The 20,562-nt window shown below is 47.5% G+C and carries 13 protein-coding genes and 1 pseudogene; 7 read left to right on the top strand and 7 right to left on the bottom strand.

The window, feature by feature from the left end:
- The first annotated feature begins 12 nt into the window (after positions 1 to 12).
- From ACFQZR_RS13590 to ACFQZR_RS13565, 6 genes are read left to right on the top strand one after another with little or no spacing between them, the layout of a single operon-like run.
- On the top strand, positions 13 to 3,405 hold the full coding sequence (locus ACFQZR_RS13590; protein ID WP_379346640.1) for a tubulin-like doman-containing protein: 3,393 nt from the start codon (positions 13 to 15) through the stop codon (positions 3,403 to 3,405).
- Between the two features lies 1 nt (position 3,406).
- Positions 3,407 to 5,791: a transcription initiation factor TFIID gene (locus ACFQZR_RS13585; protein WP_379346638.1), complete on the top strand. Its 2,385-nt coding sequence runs from the start codon at positions 3,407 to 3,409 to the stop codon at positions 5,789 to 5,791.
- Between the two features lie 39 nt (positions 5,792 to 5,830).
- A complete protein-coding gene (locus ACFQZR_RS13580; protein ID WP_379346636.1) occupies positions 5,831 to 7,111 on the top strand; it encodes a vWA domain-containing protein in 1,281 nt (426 codons plus the stop codon).
- A 26-nt stretch (positions 7,112 to 7,137) separates the two neighbouring features.
- The gene (locus ACFQZR_RS13575; RefSeq protein WP_379346634.1) at positions 7,138 to 7,773 is read left to right on the top strand and encodes a beta-mannanase; all 636 of its coding nucleotides are present in this window, start codon (positions 7,138 to 7,140) and stop codon (positions 7,771 to 7,773) included.
- Between the two features lie 11 nt (positions 7,774 to 7,784).
- Complete coding sequence (locus ACFQZR_RS13570; RefSeq protein ID WP_379346632.1) at positions 7,785 to 9,047, top strand: hypothetical protein; 1,263 nt, start codon at positions 7,785 to 7,787, stop codon at positions 9,045 to 9,047.
- The gene (locus ACFQZR_RS13565; RefSeq protein WP_379346630.1) at positions 9,044 to 11,902 is read left to right on the top strand and encodes a GAP1-N2 domain-containing protein; all 2,859 of its coding nucleotides are present in this window, start codon (positions 9,044 to 9,046) and stop codon (positions 11,900 to 11,902) included. Before ACFQZR_RS13570 ends, ACFQZR_RS13565 begins: the two co-directional genes overlap by 4 nt.
- Before the next feature lie 150 nt (positions 11,903 to 12,052).
- On the opposite strand, the gene ACFQZR_RS13560 is transcribed toward ACFQZR_RS13565, so the two are convergent.
- Both ACFQZR_RS13560 and ACFQZR_RS13555 read right to left on the bottom strand, forming a co-directional pair.
- Complete coding sequence (locus tag ACFQZR_RS13560) at positions 12,053 to 13,435, bottom strand: (Fe-S)-binding protein (protein WP_379346628.1); 1,383 nt, start codon at positions 13,433 to 13,435, stop codon at positions 12,053 to 12,055.
- A complete protein-coding gene (locus ACFQZR_RS13555) occupies positions 13,428 to 14,843 on the bottom strand; it encodes an FAD-binding oxidoreductase (protein ID WP_379346626.1) in 1,416 nt (471 codons plus the stop codon). The genes ACFQZR_RS13560 and ACFQZR_RS13555 overlap by 8 nt, the downstream gene beginning before the upstream one ends.
- A 126-nt stretch (positions 14,844 to 14,969) precedes the next feature.
- Here ACFQZR_RS13555 and ACFQZR_RS13550 point away from each other — a divergent pair, with 126 nt between their 5' ends.
- Positions 14,970 to 15,689, top strand: a complete 720-nt coding sequence (locus ACFQZR_RS13550) for a FadR/GntR family transcriptional regulator (RefSeq protein ID WP_379346624.1) — start codon at positions 14,970 to 14,972, stop codon at positions 15,687 to 15,689.
- Positions 15,690 to 15,772: 83 nt separating this feature from the next.
- Here the strand turns inward: ACFQZR_RS13550 and ACFQZR_RS13545 are convergent, their stop codons facing one another.
- The 5 genes and pseudogenes from ACFQZR_RS13545 to ACFQZR_RS13525 form a co-directional block, all read right to left on the bottom strand.
- Positions 15,773 to 16,255: a hypothetical protein gene (locus ACFQZR_RS13545; RefSeq protein WP_379346622.1), complete on the bottom strand. Its 483-nt coding sequence runs from the start codon at positions 16,253 to 16,255 to the stop codon at positions 15,773 to 15,775.
- 30 nt (positions 16,256 to 16,285) lie between these two features.
- Positions 16,286 to 18,037: a sensor histidine kinase gene (locus tag ACFQZR_RS13540; RefSeq protein ID WP_379346620.1), complete on the bottom strand. Its 1,752-nt coding sequence runs from the start codon at positions 18,035 to 18,037 to the stop codon at positions 16,286 to 16,288.
- Positions 18,034 to 18,714, bottom strand: a pseudogene (locus tag ACFQZR_RS13535) (response regulator transcription factor). The gene ACFQZR_RS13540 and the pseudogene ACFQZR_RS13535 overlap by 4 nt, the downstream one beginning before the upstream one ends.
- Positions 18,715 to 18,785: 71 nt before the next feature.
- On the bottom strand, positions 18,786 to 19,601 hold the full coding sequence (locus tag ACFQZR_RS13530; RefSeq protein WP_379346618.1) for a hypothetical protein: 816 nt from the start codon (positions 19,599 to 19,601) through the stop codon (positions 18,786 to 18,788).
- A 229-nt stretch (positions 19,602 to 19,830) separates the two neighbouring features.
- On the bottom strand, positions 19,831 to 20,556 hold the full coding sequence (locus ACFQZR_RS13525; RefSeq protein ID WP_379346616.1) for a YwiC-like family protein: 726 nt from the start codon (positions 20,554 to 20,556) through the stop codon (positions 19,831 to 19,833).
- Positions 20,557 to 20,562: the final 6 nt, after the last annotated feature.

The raw sequence follows: 20,562 nt of genomic DNA, 5'->3' as shown, positions 1-20,562 counted from the left end.
GGAGGAAATGAAATGAAACCCATCGTAAGAGAACATATACAACAATTGGACGTATCCCTAGGCGGCGGTATCGTCAGTGAAAAAATCCGTGTCGATACGATCGACAACCCCATTCTGATCATCGGACTTGGCGGAACCGGAATCGACGCATTACTTCGTCTGAAATACCAGATCAACCGTCGATTCAGATTACCTGAGGACCCGCTATCCAAGAAGAAACGTGACAAGCCCGACAATGTCGAATTTCTTGCGTTTGAGACCAACGAACAAGATCGCGCGAAGAAATATAAAGGGATCGGTCTAGATCCATTGAATGAGTTCGTCCTGTTATCTAACGCAGAAATTGGTGGATTGCTGCAGAATCGCAGCATTCTTGAACCTTACATTACCGACTGGCTATCGCCGGAGCTATCGATCACCGATGGCATGAACGGGGCTGCAGGGGTTCGTCAAGCCGGGCGTCTTCTCCTCTTCACCAAAATTAATCAAGTTGTACAGGCCATCGACAAAAAAATCAAAACGTTATCTGTCGGCACCAACAAAAAACTGATGGTGTTCTTACTTACGGGTCTGTCCGGCGGTACGGGCAGCGGCTGTTTCCTTGATATTTCCTATATCGTGCGGGGCATCATTGAACGTGATCACGGCTCTGCCGGTATCGACCGCGTCAATACGCTAGGTTACCTATTCACACCGGATATTAACTTATCGAATAAGAGCTTAAGCGAACATACGCGGGAATATATCAAAAAGAATGGTTATGCTGCCTTAAAAGAGTTGGATTACTGGATGAATGTTGACAGCCGTGGGGAGCGATTCCAGCAGCAATATGGCAATATCTTGACGGTCAATTCCCCTCTGCCTCCATTCAATCTGTGTCATCTAATTTCGGCGACGAATACCGAAGGCAAGCTACTTGAGAATGCTTATGATTATTGCATGAATGTCACTGCCGAGAATATTACGAACTTCATGGCAAGCGAAGAGAAACAATCCGGCGAAGAATTCGCGATCCATGACTATATCAGCAATATCCGGACGAACATCGCCCAGATGAATAAAGCTTACCCGGCGAACTATGAATACAACATTATCGGGGCGTCATCCGCTGTTCTTCCGATTGAAGAAATGACGACTTACTTAGGCTACCGCTTATTTACAAAGATGGAGGTCATGTTCGAAAAATCCCCTTCACAAGAAGAAACGGAGAAATTCGCACGTAAAATCGGGGTTGATCTAGATTCCATGGTGAAAACCTTCGAATCCCGTATCCCTGAGCCCTTGCCTGGTTACGAGAATAGCGAGCGTCTGAGCTACAACAATGTCGTGAAGCATCAAGTCATTAACATGGATACCGAACTAGAGCAGACGTTCCTGACCCGTGCGCGTGAAGAATACATTAAAGTCAAGAAGCAGCTGCCAGGTGAAATCGTAGCGCAGTTCACAGATCAAATTCGACGCATGTTCCTCCATCCGGAGCAAGGTCCGATTTATGTATCCCGACTGATCTATACGGAAAAGGGATTCTGCTTGCTTAAAATGCTGCTCTCTTACATCGAAACTTTACGTGATAATCTCGTACGTATCCCTCGCGATATTGAGGCAGCACGCGATTTTTCGGAAGAGACATTAAGCGATGCTAGAAGTGCATTTATTTCGAAGGATAAAAAGAAAAATGCCTATATTGATGCTAAAATCAGTGAGTACTGGCTTCATGCCGATTTGGAACGAACCGAGCAAATGATCGAGTTCTATGAAGACCTCTATGCATTGCTGAACGCCGAGAACAATCGGATTTACCATGTCTTTACCGAGATCTTGAACGCGCTAAAATCGATCTTCGAGAAAAATGGCGATATCTTAATCAATGCCGACGAACAAGCAGATCACAAAGGCAATAAGACATATTACTGGAATCTTGTCAGTGTACCAGACATTTCGAAAGTCATCAGCAAGATCATGGAGCAAAAAGAAGTCGACGATCTCATTCGTGATTTCGCATCCGAACTTCTGAACCACTCCAATCATTGGATCAAGGAACAAGAGCTCGACATTGTCAGCTCCATCTCCGATTTCCTTTCGGAGAAATTCGGGGATTTAATCACGCAATCCATGGAAGAATTCCTCGTGATGAAATTCGGTCACGAAGAATCGATTGAGAAGTTCGTTGAACGCAATATTGCAAGTAAGCTTGACGAGGAAGCCGTACCGGTATTCCATTTGAGCAACAGCGCCGGCAATTTATACTTCCCTTCCTGGGGATTCGTATCCGTGCCAGTTCAAGCGCCGAGTATTCTGAAAGGGATTCGTAATTATCAGAATAACGCCGTCGGAAAATCCCATTTCACGGTCAAAGAAAGCGAAGTGAAGAACCGGATCTTCTGGTTAAATACACGCAATGGCGTACCTCTCTTCGTCTACACGCCGCTGAAAGTATACGAAGAAAGTTATGAGAGAACGATCCTAGATAAGGAAGGGATTGGACGTCATCTCGTGCAGACCGACAAAGTGAACTGGACGTATTTACCGTCTCCTATTCCGCAGAAGTCGTGGGGCGAAACATACAGCAATGCTCGCGTTCGCGACTACAACGCGCGTGTTCGCGGTGAATTCGCAAAAGCTATTGAACTGAACATCATTAAGCTGAAAGACGTCGATCAGACAACAAGCAATCGTTATGCTGTCGTATTCACAGCACCATTGCATCTTGCAGATATTCTCGGCGGATTTGATATGCAATTGCATGCATCCAAGCCGAATCTTGGTGAGGTTCAACGTGCACGTGCAGAGCTTCGCCGTATGCTCGATGAAGGCTTGGTTCAAGAATCTACGAAGGATATCTTCGGAAGTATCCATGAGGACATGGCCCAAGAGAACTTCATTCGCTCACCGCAGTTGATTACACGTGTTCGAGAAGAGATCGCAAAGTATGAGGCGATCCAGACCAAAGTAACAGAGCTAGAAAAGGTGCTCGCCCAATTCCAAGGGGAAGAGAAATTGCAGGATCAATTTATTGAAGCCTTCTACACGGGAACGATTTGCAAAAAAGGTGCCCTCTACGTCTATGATCGGGATGCTGAGGAAGAAGCTTGGGAACCGTTCGCCAATTTGATGAAGAGCCGCGATTTCGTGGAATTCGAGATTTTCGAGCAGTTCCGTCAGTTGGATGAGAAGAACCGCAGCATGCTTATGCGTAAATCGTCCCGCCGCAGTTCCGAGATGACAGCATCGGAGGATATTGCACCTCTCCTGTCCAAGCTCGAAGAGTTGTATGAAGTGTTCCTGGATGCACGCGATCGCTTAGAATATGAGAAAATCGAACTTGCGAATGGTGAAGAAGCGTATCAGTTCTACAAGCAAATGACAACGAAACTCCATGCGATTCGCAGAAAGTTGAAGTCCTAGTATGAAACCTTTATTACACCAATTCGCAACACAATATGCCTATGAAGAAGAACGTCTATCGGGCAAAGGCGATGATCTGAGCAGCTTCCACTACCCTACTGTATTTATGTATGTCGGGGATAAAGCTGCTGAAGCGATAGAGCCGATGATGCGGATTCACGAGAAAAAATCGGTCAATAGCGCTGGAATCATGTATGTGCATATTGCTTCTGAAAGTGGCGCCAAGACTTCGGGGATAGATACCGACCATCCTTCCCGTGTCAGCCGACTCGTCTTGCCCGTATCCACGGAAGAGCGAAACGACAAATCGCTTCGCAAACATATCTATCAAAGCTTAACCCAGCAAACACAGCCCTGGTTCGAACTGAACCGTGTGCTGCGCCAGGTAAGTCGTCATATTGCTGAATATGGTCGAAACTACGCTTCATTTGACCGAATTCATCTGTCTGTCATTACGCGGGTCGAAGACCCGCTTAATGTGTTTATTCCGGAGGTAACCTTGCTCGCGCACAGCATTCTGAGTCAGTCCTTTAAATCCGTACAGATGGATCTGTACGCGCTCATCAGCGAGCGGGATCAAGTCGACACCTTCGGCTACAGCAGTTCGCTCGGCGTTGCCTTTCTTCGGGAGTTAGATACGATGCAGCGCAAGGACTATTCGTTCTCTGCGCCGCTACAAGTCACAGAGGATGGCATATCGATTCCTGTTACGCATGCGGCCTCCCCTCTATTCGATCTGGCATACATCCTATCGGATAAGAATGAACGCGGGATTTCATCCCCGAGCGACATGCAGGATAATTATGAGATCATCTGCCATATCAGCTTGCTCAAGAACCGCAAACAACAGGAAGCAACATTCGAGATGAACCAGAACAGCTATAACAACACTTCATTCAAGAACAACTTGATGACGGAATCGGGACGGCAAGGCTATGTATCGGCGGGCATTTCCAAAATCAAACGGCCCAATCAATCGATCGCATTGACTGTGCTCTACCATTTTCACCAGGAACTGATTCATCGCATGCAAAGAGAACTTCATGTGAGCAGTGCGGAAAAACTCATTTATTTCGGCCTCGATCCTGGAGCGATCGATAGACTACTCACCTCCCTCCTTCCTGATGAAGGGAAAATTGATGATATGAGTGGGATCATGTCGCGTGAGATGAGTTATTCACAGTTGAAGTCCCTATCCCTCGAGGACGCGGAACAAGCACTATTCGGGGATGGCTGCCGAGCCTATTTTCACGCTAATTTTGTACAAGAAGCGAATTTAGCCGTTGACCAACTGGATATGAATACACTTTTACAGCGTTCAATGGAGAAACAAGCGTCGCTTTTCCCGCAGGTCGGATTCATGCAGTTGTTCCAATGGACCAATCCATGGGTCGAGCTAGAGAGTATCCTGCCGGTGATCCGCAGCCTGGTTCGACAACGAGAATCGGAGAAAGACTACGTTGTCTCTGAGCTGGAACAGCTCTATCAGGAAAAAGTCGATAACCAGACATTTAAGCGAATGCCATTTATGGATAAGCACAACGTGCGCAGTTTCATTCGCTATTTCTTCGAGAAGATCTATCGTAAAAAACTAGAGAGGCTACGGCTTGAGCTGGAAATCGTCTGTATGAAGCGGGCTGAAACGGCTTTAGAGCAGCTACATGTCATCTATCAGCGGCAGGTCCAGCAGGTTCAGGAGCTCCGTGATGCCCTTCATGAAGCAGCACTTGAAAGTATACGTACAGCAGATGATTATATTGGGCAGAACATCATCGAGTTCTATGAACGGGTAACTCAGAGCGTCATGGAAGATCTAGAAGCGAAGCGCGGACAGGATATCTTCTTCGATGATCGTTATATGGGCAGTATCTCTTCCCTGCTCCATCAAGGCAACGAAGCTTATGCTAAGAAACTCATGGCCGTCTGTAGGCAACATCTTCTAACCGCCGAACCCTTCCAGCAAACTTTTGAAGAAGAGTTGCTGCAGCGTGCGAATGTGACCATTGCCTATGAGAACAAACAAGTGTTATCGAAGGATGAACTATTTAAGAAGCTCTACCGTACGCTCGAGGAACAGGCAGGAATTCATATCCGCCTGTTGGATTACACGCATGAACATCGCTATGAAGAGAAATATTTCTTCGGTGATTATACGAGTGAATTCATTCGCTATGCCTTGGGTGCAGACGAGACTACTCGTATCTACAAATTAGGCTGTGTGCATGAGAAACGGAGCAGCGGCGTTGATAAATTGAATATGATGGGCGGCTTCCACGTTGAAGATTTAATGTATTATCGCAACGGAAAAATTTACTATGAAAGCTATATGCAAAATGAGTATGAATTTCACGGTGTGGATGTTCATCAATTGTCAGAGCTTCGCTAAATCAAACCGATACAGGTTCCATAGAGAGGATGATTGTCGTTGCAGCGCAAGATCAACTTACTACTCGTGTTATTCAGCATTATAGGTGGCACCATCGGTTTTGCGGTTGGTGAACTCATACTTCATACCTTACTTGATTCGATGCCAACGTTCGTCGTGATTGGCATTTATTTCGGCTCCCTCGCCTTTTTCATCGGGCTATTCTGTCTCATCGCAGAAATGATTACACCGCGACTCAATGGTTCGTCGTGGCGGCAGCGGTATGCCTTGACGTCTTGGAAATTACTTGTTCCGGTTACGCTTGTGCTGCTGTTCGTTGTCGGGCTTGCACTCGAAGCCCTCTACCATATCAATGTCGGCGGGGCGAAGCCTGTCAAAGATATCGTGCTTGTGATCGACAACTCAGGCAGTATGACGGAGACGGACCCGAATCAAGATCGCTACGCCGCTGCCAAACGTTTAATTCAAAAAATGGACAGCGATAATCAACTCTCGGTCTTGGTATTCAATGATCAAGTTGAAGTCATCCAGCCGTTTACCCCAGTGAACAATCAAGCTGCCAAAGACGAGATCACAGCGAAAATCGATGCCCTACAGCAGACCGACGGTGGAACGAATATTGCACTTTCCTTGGATGAAGCCATGAAGCAAATTCAGGAGAAAGGAACCGCGCAGCGCGGAACCATGGTCATTCTTCTCTCCGACGGGTTTAGCGAAATCGATACAAACCAGGTGCTTGCCAAATATGAGCAGAACCAAATTGCGATCAATACGATCGGTTTAAGTCTCGTCAATCCAGAAGGTACCTCCCTCTTGCAGCAAATTGCTGATCGCACAGGTGGGCAGTACTACGATGTTACGAAAGCCGATGATTTATCACTCGTGTTCCAGAAAATCTATGATAATCTAGGTAATCGCACCCTTGTCACGGAACGGTCGGACAACACCAAGGATAACGCGTATTACATGATTCTGCGCATCATCGCGTTACTACTTATTGGTACAGGAATCGGATTATCGCTAGGTCTCATCTTTGACAATCGCCATCTCGCGCGAAGCTTTATGATCGGCGGATCCGTTGCAGGACTGTTAGCTGGTTTATTGTTAGAGTTTGGATTATCCGGACACCCATTTACCGATGGAATGACACGGTTCATTGCCGCACTGGTATTGGCGGGCGTGATTGGCTTGTTCACATGGATCATCCCTATTCAGGAATATCAACGGCTGCGTCATGATCGCCATCGCAACCTGCATGCCGGTCGACCGAACCAAAGTTTAGAGAACCGGGGTAGAGACCAACGCAACAAAGGCTTTTAGTTAACACCTAGGGAGGCGCAATAACCATGCAGTTTATGGATGCCCATGCTACATCCCCCATCATACGGGACCTTCAATCAAGCGTAAATGACAACCGTTGTACGCTCCGATGGCTGTGGCCAAGCGACGTCCAAGCGGTTTACATTCATAAAGTACACGCGAGCGAGCAGGTTGATGATACGCCTGACGCTCGCGCCTTAAAGCTCTATACCAAGGATGAATTCAAAGCAAATCATGGCTTTCAGGATCGATTGGACGGTGTCGGTCGCTGGATCTATACGATATACGCCAGCACGACCATTGATGGAGAAACACGATTAATCCGTCAACCTGAATACGGGAATCGCATTGAAGTAAGTACAGGAAAAGCGAATATTTATTACTCGATTCGTCTCAAAACCGGTTTTTTCCAGAAATTCAAAACCGCGCAGATTCAAGTGACCTCGGAAGTCCCACTTGCGAAAGACGTACTTTGTTACGTTAAAAAGCAAGGCGGCTACCCGACGCATAAAGAAGATGGGACGGTCTATCCATTCGTAGAGCCATTTCCTGCAGGCAAGACGGTCTTACCCGTCATTGAAATCGGCAAGAACGATTTTATTCGATTATTTTTTACAGACGGCCGGAAATACGGGCATGTATATGCACTCATACCGGAATAGGAGGAGCACCCATGAGTTTTTTCGATATATTTAAAAAGAAACCGCAAGCAGCGCCAAGACCGCTGTTTTACGATATTGTATGTCCCTATTGCTTTCGTAAATATGCACCCGAAGATGTGGTCTTCCGTGCGGCACATCACCGTGAAGACGATGAGAATTATGCGCTTCAAGAAGATGACATCCTGAATCGTTACCGCCAACAATTCGGTTTAGATTCAGTCTACGATATGGAAGCCATTCTCTACCCGCACGACATTCCTGAAGAGCATCATATCTACTCCGATCATGTTCTGATTGGGTTGAATGATCGTTACGGCGTTGTCACGCGTCATCGACTATGCCCGCACTGCCATAATGAGTTGCCGATCACTGCTGGCAAGGTGCCTAGCAATATTATCTCGATCATCGGGGCCTCCCAAGTCGGGAAATCGGTCTATATGACCTCCTTGATCCATACGTTGCAACATATGACAGCAGATCATTTTGACGCAGCCTGCATGCCGCTCAATGCAGAGATAAGCCGCAAATTCCGCACCATGTACGAAGAACCGCTTTTTGAACGTGGCGACCTACTCGCTTCAACCCAAAAAGAGAAAATGCAAGAACCATTTATTTTCCAATTCGTGTTCAAGGATGAGTCCAAGCCCCCTCTCACCCTTGTATTCTTTGATGTTGCGGGCGAAGGCATGGTCGATCAAGACTATCTGGGGTTGCATGGACAGCATATCAAGAATTCCGCCGGCATTTTATTCATGGTCGACCCACTTCAGATCCGTTCGATTCGTGAAAAAATACGCTTGAAATACGGGGATACGGAAGGCGATTGGATCCCGCAATACGATGAACCGCGTGATGTCGTCCTGACGATGTTCGGCGATTTCATTGCTTATGAGGAGAAGACGAAGACAAATATCCCTACAGCTGTCGTGTTGACGAAGAGTGATATGCTCCACTCGCTCAAAGATGAAGATGGCGATTATGTGAAGCCGAACAGTAATATTTTCAATAACATGATCCATCGCAAATGGCTTGATCTGACGGAATTCGAGAACATTGATGGCGAAATTCGACGCTTCATTGAGAAAGTCGATCGTCCTTTCAAGGGAACGATGGATGTCTATTTCTCCAATACCGCCTATTTCGCGGTTTCAGCCCTTGGGAGCAATCCCGTTAACCAAAAGATGCAGGGCGTTGTCAGTCCCATCCGTGTGGACGAACCATTCATCTGGCTGTTATATAAACTGAATTACATCGAAGGGAGAGAAGAACGTTGAATACCCCGTCACCGAAACCCATCCAACAACAAATGTATACGCGAGAGCGGCGTGGTATTTTTCGTTCCAATGAAGGTTACGATACAGTAGCTCGTTCCAATGGGTTGGATAGCAATTTCATCAAAAAAGTGCTTCATCCAGCCTGCTTCTACGATGCTCCGACAGAGCTGTCCGTGCGTGGAGAAAAGGACGTCAGCGCTTATCCGAAAGCCATGCATTTATATCGCACGGAATCGGGGCAAATCGTACTTGGTACAGGCGTGTATATGCCTGCCGATTTCACGGGTATGCGAAGTGCTTTCTTCATGCATAACTATGTGATTCCAGCAGAGCGTGCTGCAGAAGTTGTGTATGACTATCCTGCATGGTTGAATGCTTCTTTCGCGACCGATTATGATATTGAACAAGGGCAAGATTTGCCTGAATTGAAAGAGCTTCCTCTGGACGCTGCTACCACTCCTTCTCTACCTTATCGAGCACAATTGGCACATATGAACATCGATGAGCATGTGTTTAAGCAGTTGTTGTTCGCCGTGATGGCCTCGATTCAAGGAAAGAAGAAGGTTTATGTCGCTCTGGATGTGCCCATCGAGGACCTCTCCCTCCATGCCGTAAAATTAATCGAAATCTTATATGCCAGTATGCCATATGCCTTCCGCCAACAATTCGGTTTCGTGACGTATGCCAAAGAACCTGTCAGCAAAAAAGGCATTCATCTCACGCTCATGGAGAAAGGAAGCTTGCGAGCGAACGATAAAAATATCGAAAAAGATTATACATTCGATCTTCCATCACAGCGCGTGAACAATATCGATGTTGATTGGTCTAAGCAGCCTTATTTGGATTATGTCTGGAATCATCTCGATCACTCGCATGTGATGGAGGACTTCTTAAGATTTGCCGATCGGATGCTCGCTGATCTGGAACCGCTTCGCCAGACATCCATTGTCAGTTATCATGAGCTAACGCTATTCGAGCAGCTGCTTCAGGGACAATACCATGAATATGACAAGAATCAGGTTGCCCTATTGCGCGCTTTGATCGGGTACTTAACGCCACCGAATGCGATGGTCGCTAAAGAACGGTTAAATGCTCTATTCCATTCGTTGTTCACAAGAGTATACACGCATGTCAAGCAGAGACAGATTCCGGATCCGGCCATCGTGGAATGCTTCCGCGATTATGATCGTATGAACCCGGACGCGGTGGAGAAGGAATTTTCCGGTTTCTTGATTCGGGCCATCAATAACGCCTACGCGGAGCAGCGACAGGATCTGGCATTCGAGTTCTACGCGATTGCTGAGAGCGTTCCTTCGTTACGGCAGTTGTTCTTCGATACGATCTTACAGGTCAATTTTGCGAGAACACTGTTCGACCCTTACATTCAACATCGATTCCAGAGCATGAGCTCCGTTCAAGATGTCGTAGATGCCCTTCAACACTGGGTGATTCATCACCCACAGGTACGAAGCCATACCGCATTTCTGGAGATCGCTAAGTCCGAACTTACTGTGAAATTGCGGAGCGAGTCTGAGCCTGTGTCTGCCGTCTATTGGATCGTGAATCAGCTTGATAAGCTTGCCATTCAGTTACAGAAGCAATATGGCGATCAAGATTCGTATTTTATCGACCAAATAATCTACTCAGCTCAACTCTACTTGCTTAAAGAATTGCAACTGGAAGAGATTACGCTCGAACAGCTTCTTCAGATTGATTTCTTGGAACATAGGGATGAGATCAGAGCATGGGCTGCGAGCTTCAATCAACAAGTACGATCGCAGGCGAACGTCATGCTCGCTGCGTACCGATGGTTCCATGAGCAGAATCCCAATGAATCCATCTTCGAAGGCCTTTTAGTCGTGGAAATGGATCGGTTGCAGCAGCTCGGGCGGAAATGGATGCAGGACGACATTAAGCCGGCTCATTTCAGACGGATAATCATGGCGTTCTACAGTGAATCTAGCGGAAGCATGATTGATTACAGCGGTTTATTGCAATATATCTATCAACATGCACAAGACAAAACCATCGTCTATCAATTCATGAATTGGTCGGAAAAGCATCGTTATTTCACGCGATCTCAGAAGCTTCATGCCGCATATTCAGCAGCAATTCTTTCTTATTTTAAGAAAGTCGATCCGACTGCCTTTAAGAACCGGACGAATCGCAAACAGTATTTCGATACGGCTGGCCCGGCTCTAAAAGCGGTTTATGATAAAGCTGCCATCGAAAACGCTCCGGTACTCATTCGCATCCTAAAAAAACATAAGAAAGCAAGCCTTCTTGCATTGGTTCTAGTGATTATTGTTGGAGTTGCTGCAGGAATGGTCGGTTCCGGGGTATTCAGCAAGAAAGCGCCCGAACAGATCAAACAAGCGGGACAACCTGTCACTTCTACACCACCGACCGAGCAGGTTCCAGACATCATTGTTCATGCGGAGAACATCCCAATCGCTGGAGAAGAGCAGACCCAGCTTGTATTTCAATTTCGTGATCTAGCGCAGTGTGCAACTTTCGAGCCGAAAACGGTACAAGTTGAGAAAACAGATGGAACGAAAACCGACTATAGCAAGACACTTAAATTAATTCACAATTGTAGTGATACCGTAACGGATACAAAGAAAGATACCAAAGAAACAAATCCGAATCCAGAAAATGGTGCAGATCCAACAAGCACGACGAATGGCACAGCTGCTTCGGTCGAAGACGTCGCACCCTCCTATCCAGGAAAAGTTATCATTCAGCTCGGCTCCAAAGCGGATATCCCCCAGGATAGTACTGTGATCATCAATGAGACGAAGTTCAAGCTTTCTCTACCACCGAGCACCACGTCGGGGGAATCGATCAATCCTTAATTAACGTACTTAATTAACGTACTTAAAGAACTAAAGAACTCCCCTTCGTATTAAATCTTGAAGGGGAGTTTTTTGTCCGGCTATTTTCTTATGGGCCAAATTGGTTCTCGATCAGCAGGTTTCCCCCTTTACTCGCCACTTCGAGCAATTTCATTTCAACTGGCTATACAAAAAATCAACCACATGCATGGCCTGCATCTCGTGGCTATTGCCATGTTTTTCAATGCCATGCTTCATCTGCAACAGACAGCCGGGATTGCTGGTTAAAAGAACGTGTGCCTGCGTCTTCTTGACGTGCTCCATCTTATGTTCCAGGATGCTCCCGGCCATTTCCGGCTGTGTCAAGTTGTAAATACCAGCCGAGCCGCAACAACGGTCTGCCTCGAACAGTTCGACGAACTCCGTTCCTTCCACACGTCGTATCAGATTTCTCGGCGCATCCGAGCTGCGCATCACGTTGCGCAAATGACAGGACTCCTGGTATGTGATTTTGGTCGCATGCCCCTCTGCCGTCTTGCCGAAGGACTGAGGTAGATTACCTTGATCCACCAGAATTTTGCTAATATCGACCGTGCGCGAAGCGAACCATGCAGCATCCGCTTTCCAATCTGGTTCATCGTGAAGCAGATGTCCGTAATCGACGAGCAACGCCCCACAACCGCCAGCGTTGGAAATGATCCAATCGACACCAGCTTCCTTAAACGCACGAATATTCCGTTTGGCTAGTTCCTTGGCGCCAGATTGTTCACCGCTATGCGCATGAAGCGCACCACAGCAATTCTGGCTTGCTGGGATGACGACGTCGAATCCGGCCGCATTAAGCAACCGAACGGTGTTGATATTCGTCTCCGTAAACAGGATATCCATGATGCATCCGCGAAATAAGCCGACGGTGGCGATCTTCTCTCCTATTGCCGGGTGCCAGATTCCAATCGTCTCGACGACACCCTTATCTGAAGCCTCAGGCAAAATCTTCTCTATGTCTCGCATATGTGCAGGAAACAGCTTCATAAGTCCCGCATTTCTCGCAAAGCTCTGTAATCCAGATTGTTGATAGAACCTAAGCGCTCCTCCGACCATCCTTACCCGATTCTGATAAGGGAACACGCCTTTGAAAGCTACTTTACGCGCGAGCTTGATCCACCAGCGATGGGAGTCTGTATGTTTCTCCACCGCGTCCCTCGCCTGCTCGATTAATTGGCCGTATTTCACGTCGGCCGGACATGCTGGCTCGCATGCACGGCAGCCCAGACAGTGATTCATTTGCGTCTCGAACTGCGCATTTGGCTCCATGATCCCGTCGACAACGGCTTTCATTAAGGCAATTCTGCCTCGTGGCGATTCCGCCTCGACCCCTGTCTCGCGAAAGGTCGGACAAGCCGGCAAACAAAATCCGCAGCGCATACAGTTGGTCAACTGGTCGTAATCGAGCGTCTGCTTTAGTGTATTCACCATGGGGCTGCAAGCGGGAACAGCGCCTGACACGCCTGGTGCCGTCGGCAATGAATTGGATCGTAGCTCTGTCTTAGCCATGATCGATAACCACCCTTTTACGCGACTCTTTGGCGAACAATTTGCCAGGATTGAGCAAGTTGTGTGGATCGAATGCCATCTTGATTCCTCGCATCATCTCGATACCGGCGCTCCCCACTTTCCATTCCAGATATGGAGCCTTTACCATCCCAACGCCGTGTTCGCCCGTTATCGTGCCGCCAAGTCGAATCGCCGCTTCGAAAATTTCTTCGAAAGCTGCTTCGACGCGATGTACTTCTTCCTGGTCTCGTGCGTCTGTCGTTGCAGTCGGATGTAGATTCCCGTCGCCGGCGTGACCGAACGTACATATCTGCACGTTATATTTCTGGGCGATTCGGTTAATCTCCAGCACCATATCGGCGATTCGCGAACGCGGTACTGTCGCATCTTCCAGTATCGTCGTCGGCCGCAAGCGGGCGAGCGCGGTAAAAGCGCTGCGTCGGGCCGTCATCAGCTTCAAGGCATGTTCCGCCGATTCAGCTACTTCAACTCTTGCAGCGTTCTCGCTCTGACAAATCGACGCGATGACTTCGATATCTCGCTCGACCATCTCCATCTCGCCATCTTGCTCGATCAACAGGATGGCTTCCATATCAAGCGGCAAGCCCAGTTTTGCAAAATCGTCGACGACGCGAATCGTCGGATTGTCCATGAACTCCAGCGTTGCCGGAATGATCTGGTTCTTAATGATCTTGGACACGGTGCGTGCAGCTCCGTAAATATCCTTATACATCGCGATCATCGTCTTCTTGTACTTCGGCGGAGGAATAAGTTTAAGCGTCGCTTCCGTAATCACTGCAAGTGTCCCCTCCGAGCCGACGAGCAGCTTGGTCAAGTCATAGCCGGCTACGTCTTTCATCAGCTTGCCACCCGTACGGATAATTTCGCCATTCGCCAGTACGGCCTCGAGACCAATGACGTAATCTTTCGTTGTCCCGTATTTGAGCCCACGGAGTCCGCCGGAGCATTCCGCGATATTACCCCCGATCGTCGAGATGGCCATACTGCTCGGATCAGGCGGATAGAACAAGCCTAGGTTCTCTATATGGGTGATGAAATCCTTGGTGATGATCCCGGGCTGTACGGTCGCTGTCAGGTTATCCATATCGACATCTAGGATCCGATTCATGCGATGCATGACCATCACGATCCCGCCATGCACGGGAACCGTCCCGCCGCATAAGTTCGTGCCCGAGCCTCGACTGACAAGCGGAATGCGATGTTGGTTCAGCACTTTCATGATGGCTGCGACTTCTTCGGTACTAGCAGGGTAAATGACACCATCCGGAAGCGCCTGCTGCATTGGCGTTCCGTCATAGGAATGTGTTACAAGTGACTCAAGATCATCATGAAAAAATGTATCGCCCACAATTGAGCGCAGCTCACGTTTAACGACTTCCTCCAGCACAATCAACACCTCAACATCACATTAATTTTAAAAAAAACGAATTAGTCAGGTCATCTGATGACTTTATGCTGGGTTTAGTATACACTAAAATAAATGGCATGAGAACCATATTTTCGGAAGGAATGAATGAAATTGATGAATACGCTTCAACCCAAGCCGCTTAAAAGCTCTGACTGGGTGATGCAGGACCTACAACGAAAAATAGCAGAAGGCCTCCTCCTCCCAGGCGACCGACTTCCATCTGTCGTTGATCTTGCCCTGCAATATCAAGTAGGACGATCGACCATTCGGGAGGCGCTAAGCTCCTTGAAGGCAATGGGTATGCTCGATGTCCGGCAAGGAAGCGGCACGTTCGTCCGAGAACAACCAATCGAGCATCTGCATCCTGCCCAACTGCATCCAGAGTCGTGGATAAGCCGCGCGAAATCAATTCGACATCTCCTTGAAGTTCGTCGCGTCCTTGAGACAGGCTGTGTGACTCTTGCGGCAACCCATCGAACGGAGCAAGACCTTGCCCTGCTGTCGAATATTCTCGAAGAGATGGCGACCAAGTTGGATGACGAAATATTCGGCGAGCAAGCCGATGTGCAATTCCATGAATCAATCGCCAAAGCAACCCATAATCCCATGCTAGCCAATTTGATGTCGTCCCTGTCTCAGCAGATTCACGAGACGATGAAGGATACCCGTACGTTATGGTTCTACGCTGAACGCTCTACGGCTGAACGTTTGCTACGGGAGCATCGGGAAATTTACAAGGCGATCGCCGAATCCGACGGCATACGAGCACAGCAGCTCATGGAGCAACATATCGCCAAAGTCGAGCGTGTCCTGGATCCTGGATGATAATCAATCAACTGCATAAAAATCGTGCGCAAGCCGGGGTATTTCAGACATATCTTCCCCCGGTGTGCGCACGATTTTTCATTTCATTTCAACGTTATTTTCTTTTTCCACGTCAATTCATCCCCTTGGTCATTGCGGAAAAGGAACTTGACCTCCCCTTCTTCGCCGCTCATCGGCTGAGGATAGATGAAACCCGCGAACTGTCCATCACCGCTAATGTAGAAGCCATCTTTCCCGTTCGCACCATGCTGAGCAGCTTCTTGCAGCGTATTGACGATCTGATTCTTCGAAGAAATCCAATGCATTTCAGCGAGCGAATAACCTTCTGGCAGCTTCTTCACAACAAAATCGAAGCTTTTCTGCTCAGTAGGCTTGGGCGTCTGATCAATAATAATCAGAATTTCTTTGTCCAATGGCTTCGAATCCTTCTCGCTAGCTGGTACCTCTTGTTGTACGGGTTCAGATCCCTTCACCGAAGAACCGGTGTCCGATGGCGAGCCGCAAGCACCTATAAGAAGCAGCATGCAACCAAAAATCAACAATATGATGAAACGTCTCTTCTCCATAACCAGTCTCCATTTGTCTTTAATAATAAATTACTTTGATTCCGCTTGTTCCAACGTGAAATGAAACACAACGCCTTGGTCCGTATTCGCCGCACCATACGTACTGCCATGCAGCTCCAGAATATGCTTGACGATGGCGAGCCCCAGTCCCGTACCACCAGATTTGCGATCTCGTGAACGTTCGGCACGATAGAATTGATCCCAGATCCGGCCCAAATCTCCCGCTTCGATCGGAGCCCCAACATTAGCAATAGCCGTCTTAATCTGGCCATGCATTATGCGCTGTACATCAATTCGGATGGTGCTTCCTTGCGATGCATGCCGAACGGCATTGCTTAATAGATTCAGAACCACTTGCTCGAGCCGTCTAGGATCTGCGCTGACAACCCAATCCGAATCCGCTTGTATAGCGATGTATTGCTGCTTACTCTCAAGCTGATGAGCGAACGAAGCAGCAACGCGATGGATCAACTCCCCAAGCGATATGTCTCTGAGGTGTAATTGAATTGCCTTCGCCTCGAATTTGGATAGCTCCAGCATATCCATAATCAATGCGTTCATTCGATCCGTTTCACTCACGATCAGCCCAAGATATCGCTCTCGTTTATCGACAGCCACATCATCCTGCAGCCCTTCTGCGAACCCTTTTACGATGCCTAATGGCGTCTTTAACTCATGGGAGATGTTCGCGATCAATTCTTTGCGAAGCTGTTCGGAGCGCTGCTTCTCTTCCATTTCCGTGTGCAGCTGCTCATTCGCCTGCTGCAGGTTCTGCAATGCGGCATTCAGATTTTGCGATAGTGTGCTCATACTTCTCGATAAATCCCCGAATTCGTCCTTGGAATGAATCTCGGGCTGGACACTGAAATCCAGCTGTGCCATGCGCCCTGCCGACTTACTGAGCTTCACTAACGGCCGTGAGATGATACGCGAATAAATCAATGATAGGATCAGCACAAGAATAAGAATAACCGGCGCCATATAGATAAAATATTGCTTCAGAATTTCTACCGCTTCGCCTACTGGCTGAAGCGAGGTGAGTGCAAAGACATACCGATCCTCATCCAGCGATGTGGATAGTGGAGCTACAAGGACTGCGTATCGGATGCCACTCCATGGATCCTGCCATTCCGTCCGAACTGAAGCATTACGATCCAGATCAGCTTGGTGCATATCCTTCTGTAACAGCCAATCCATCAACGCGTTACGAATCAGCGTATCTTGATAGAACGGATTGAAGGAACGCTGCTCTGGCAGGATGAAATCCGTGATCTTGCCTTTCACACGTACAAGTCCCTCACCAGGAAGTATTGCCCCCTGACCTTCCTGATGGATATTTACTGGCTGCATAATCGTATCCTTCTCATCCATGAAAATACCGTCAACTAGCAGCGTATCACCAATTCGCAGCCCCATCGGAATATCGTTCAGCATCATCCCTTCGGATGCGATACGAAGCGTAACCAGCTTTGAATCCATTGCGATTTGAATAAAATACGGATCGACGCTTCGTTGCTCGAACTGACTGTTCAGAATCGCCACGCTGGCGTTGTTCTCATTCATGAAGGTGCCTAATGCGCGAGAGGCCTCGATTCCATTGGATTCTGCAGCAAGATACCGCGTACCGAATCGCTCGATGCTCTGTTCAAGATGATTTATTTTTGTCGCCCGATAGAACCGTTCAAAGAACAACCCTTCAGCAAGCAGAGCTAGCGAGAACACAAGCAGGATCAGGACAGAGGTGATCACAAACAACTTTCGTATAACACCGTTTTTTCTCATGACTCCATCTCAAATTTATACCCCGAACGAATGACCGTCCGGATAAATCGCCCTTCACTTCCTAATTTGGCGCGTAATTTCTTCACATGGGTGTCCACGGTACGCAGATCCCCAAAATAATCAAATCCCCAGACAGCATTCAATAGATAATCCCGTGATAGAACCTGCCCATCATGCTTCATGAACACGAGGAGTAACTCGTATTCCTTCGGCGATAGGTTAATGAGCGTTTCCGATACCATGACCGAATGCGCCCTGCGGTCCACCGTGATATGCCCCTACGTGAGAATGTCGTTCTCCCGTCCGATTGTCCCCTCTGTTCGTTTCATGAGCGCGATCGCACGGGCAACGAGCACCTTCGGACTAAATGGCTTGGTGACATATTCATCCGCACCCAGCTCGAAGCCCATAATCTGATCATCGTCCTCCGTCCGCGCGGTTATGATGATAATGGGGACGTCTGACTTTTGCCGAATTCTTCTACATACCGACCACCCGTCAATTTCCGGCATCATGATATCCAGTACAATCAGGTCGATCATGGCCTGTTCGAAAATCTCCAGCGCTTCTCTCCCGTTCTCCGCCTCATATACTTCCCATTGTTCTTTCTTGAAATAATCTGTAATAAATTCACGCATGAGAACATCATCTTCGACGAGCAAAATACTTCGCTTCATCCATTATCACCCCAAATCAACCGAAAACTGTCTGAGCTTAGAACGACGGTAATACATCCATACTACTGATTTTATTTATTGATCGCGAACACGACGATCTGCTCATCCTGCGGTCGGATCCACACTTCTCCATCTCCAACCATGACTCCCTGCCAGTTGACGAACACATCCTTTGCTTTTTGCGCAAGTAGTTTTTCCTTCACCTTGTCCGTCATAATCTGATTGTATTTTTCGATAAACTGCTTTTTCGACTTAATCAGGACCGTTTTTCCTTTCTGGTTGACATGTAATGGATAGGATATGAAGTTCGCAACTTCTTTTTTATTGTTCGACACGACAGCTTTCTGCAGCTTGCTTAGAAAATCGGTAAATGCAGCTGGATTATCGATGCCCGCCACCTCATAAGGGTTCTCCATGGCATGAATGGCATAGACTGCAAGTTGCTGATCGATGACGCTTATCCACATCTCGCCTTCGCCAATCATAATCCCCTTCGCATTGACGAATACATCTTCAGCATTCTGCGCAAGCAGTTTCTTCTGCACATGGCTTGTCATGATACGATCGTACTTTTGCACGAATTGCTCCTTGGTATAAATGATTATTTTCTTACTATTTTTGATCAAATTCAAAGGATAAGACATGTAAGTCGCTACTTCGTTAAGATTATCCTCTGCAACTGCTTTTTGCAATTTTGCAAGAAAAGTCGTGAACACCTTCGGGTCGTCAATACCAGCATTGGCAAATGGTTGATTCTGCTCACTCTTCACCGATTGGATTGTTGTTGTCGCTTGACTTGCTGTTGATTTCGCTGGTTCTGCCCATACTTGACCTACCAAAGCTCCCGTTGTGATGGTTAATGCTAATACGATCGCTGTTTTTTTCATGATTTGTTTCCCTCCGTTTTCTGTTTACAAATCACAGTATAAAGTGCCGATGTGTACTTCATGTGTACTCCCGATGAACATGGTGTGCAATATCGCGTCCAAACAAGCAAAAACGCCTCCGGCGTCCTTTCAAGGACGGAAAGCGTTTATGCGCGAAATATATGAAAAGTTTATTCGTGAAACTTATAATTTCTTGTATTTCAAAAAAAACCGCGATTATCGCGGTTAATTAGAACACGATCCATGATATAACGATAAACTGCACGGCACCGATAATCTCGAGAATTCCTGCCTTCATCGGACGCACTTGCTTCCCTGCGAAGAGTAACGTCCGAATGAGTGGGAAAACGAACGGAAGCGTCATCCAAGGATAACCGCATACCCACGGTACGAAGAGCATCAGCACATGGTAGATGCGAGCCGCGGCCTCCCATTTCATGTTGCCTCGCTCGCGGAATATCGTCTTCACGAAGAAAGCCGTCCCCATAAAATACAAAAAGTTAAATCCGACGACAGCCAGCATCGTTGAATCCCAACCACCACCACCGAATAGATATGCAGCAGCTCCCCCTAAAGAGAAGAGCAAAATCGCGCAGAGATCGTTCACGATCGCACGCTCTGACTTCTGTTTCACATGCCAAATGTTCACGGTGAGCAACACCACGAAGGGGATGCCGAAAAATAATAACTGCGGTTTCGCAATTAACGGATATACGAGAGATGCCATAGCAATTACGCCGTATATCGCTGACCATTTCAATAAATGATCGCGCTGCTTGCTCCGCTTAATGGCTTGTAGGAATGGATACGATGCTAAGTATAAGAACAACCAAGCAATGAACAGTAGAATATGACTCCACTGCGGCGTACCTGCTATCATCCCGAATAAGAAAGGGACACTAACCATCGCCCATCCCCCATGCTCATGTGGGATTACGATGTTCTTGATCTTCAATTCCGT

The organism is Paenibacillus sp. GCM10027629 (genome assembly GCF_042676425.1).
GTDB classification, from domain to species: Bacteria; Bacillota; Bacilli; order Paenibacillales; family Paenibacillaceae; genus Paenibacillus_K; species Paenibacillus_K terrigena.
The sequence above is the reverse complement of the archived record's forward strand: the minus strand, read 5'-3'. Positions and strand labels throughout refer to the sequence as shown.

What these genes read in the sequence shown, in the direction of transcription:
- ACFQZR_RS13540 (WP_379346620.1), bottom strand. Translation starts at nt 18,037, where the DNA reads ATGAGAAAAAACGGTGTTATACGAAAGTTGTTTGTGATCACCTCTGTC.
- ACFQZR_RS13550 (WP_379346624.1), top strand. Translation starts at nt 14,970, where the DNA reads ATGAAATTGATGAATACGCTTCAACCCAAGCCGCTTAAAAGCTCTGAC.
- ACFQZR_RS13570 (WP_379346632.1), top strand. Translation starts at nt 7,785, where the DNA reads ATGAGTTTTTTCGATATATTTAAAAAGAAACCGCAAGCAGCGCCAAGA.
- ACFQZR_RS13585 (WP_379346638.1), top strand. Translation starts at nt 3,407, where the DNA reads ATGAAACCTTTATTACACCAATTCGCAACACAATATGCCTATGAAGAA.
- ACFQZR_RS13590 (WP_379346640.1), top strand. Translation starts at nt 13, where the DNA reads ATGAAACCCATCGTAAGAGAACATATACAACAATTGGACGTATCCCTA.
- ACFQZR_RS13530 (WP_379346618.1), bottom strand. Translation starts at nt 19,601, where the DNA reads ATGAAAAAAACAGCGATCGTATTAGCATTAACCATCACAACGGGAGCT.
- ACFQZR_RS13560 (WP_379346628.1), bottom strand. Translation starts at nt 13,435, where the DNA reads ATGGCTAAGACAGAGCTACGATCCAATTCATTGCCGACGGCACCAGGC.
- ACFQZR_RS13545 (WP_379346622.1), bottom strand. Translation starts at nt 16,255, where the DNA reads ATGGAGAAGAGACGTTTCATCATATTGTTGATTTTTGGTTGCATGCTG.
- ACFQZR_RS13575 (WP_379346634.1), top strand. Translation starts at nt 7,138, where the DNA reads ATGCAGTTTATGGATGCCCATGCTACATCCCCCATCATACGGGACCTT.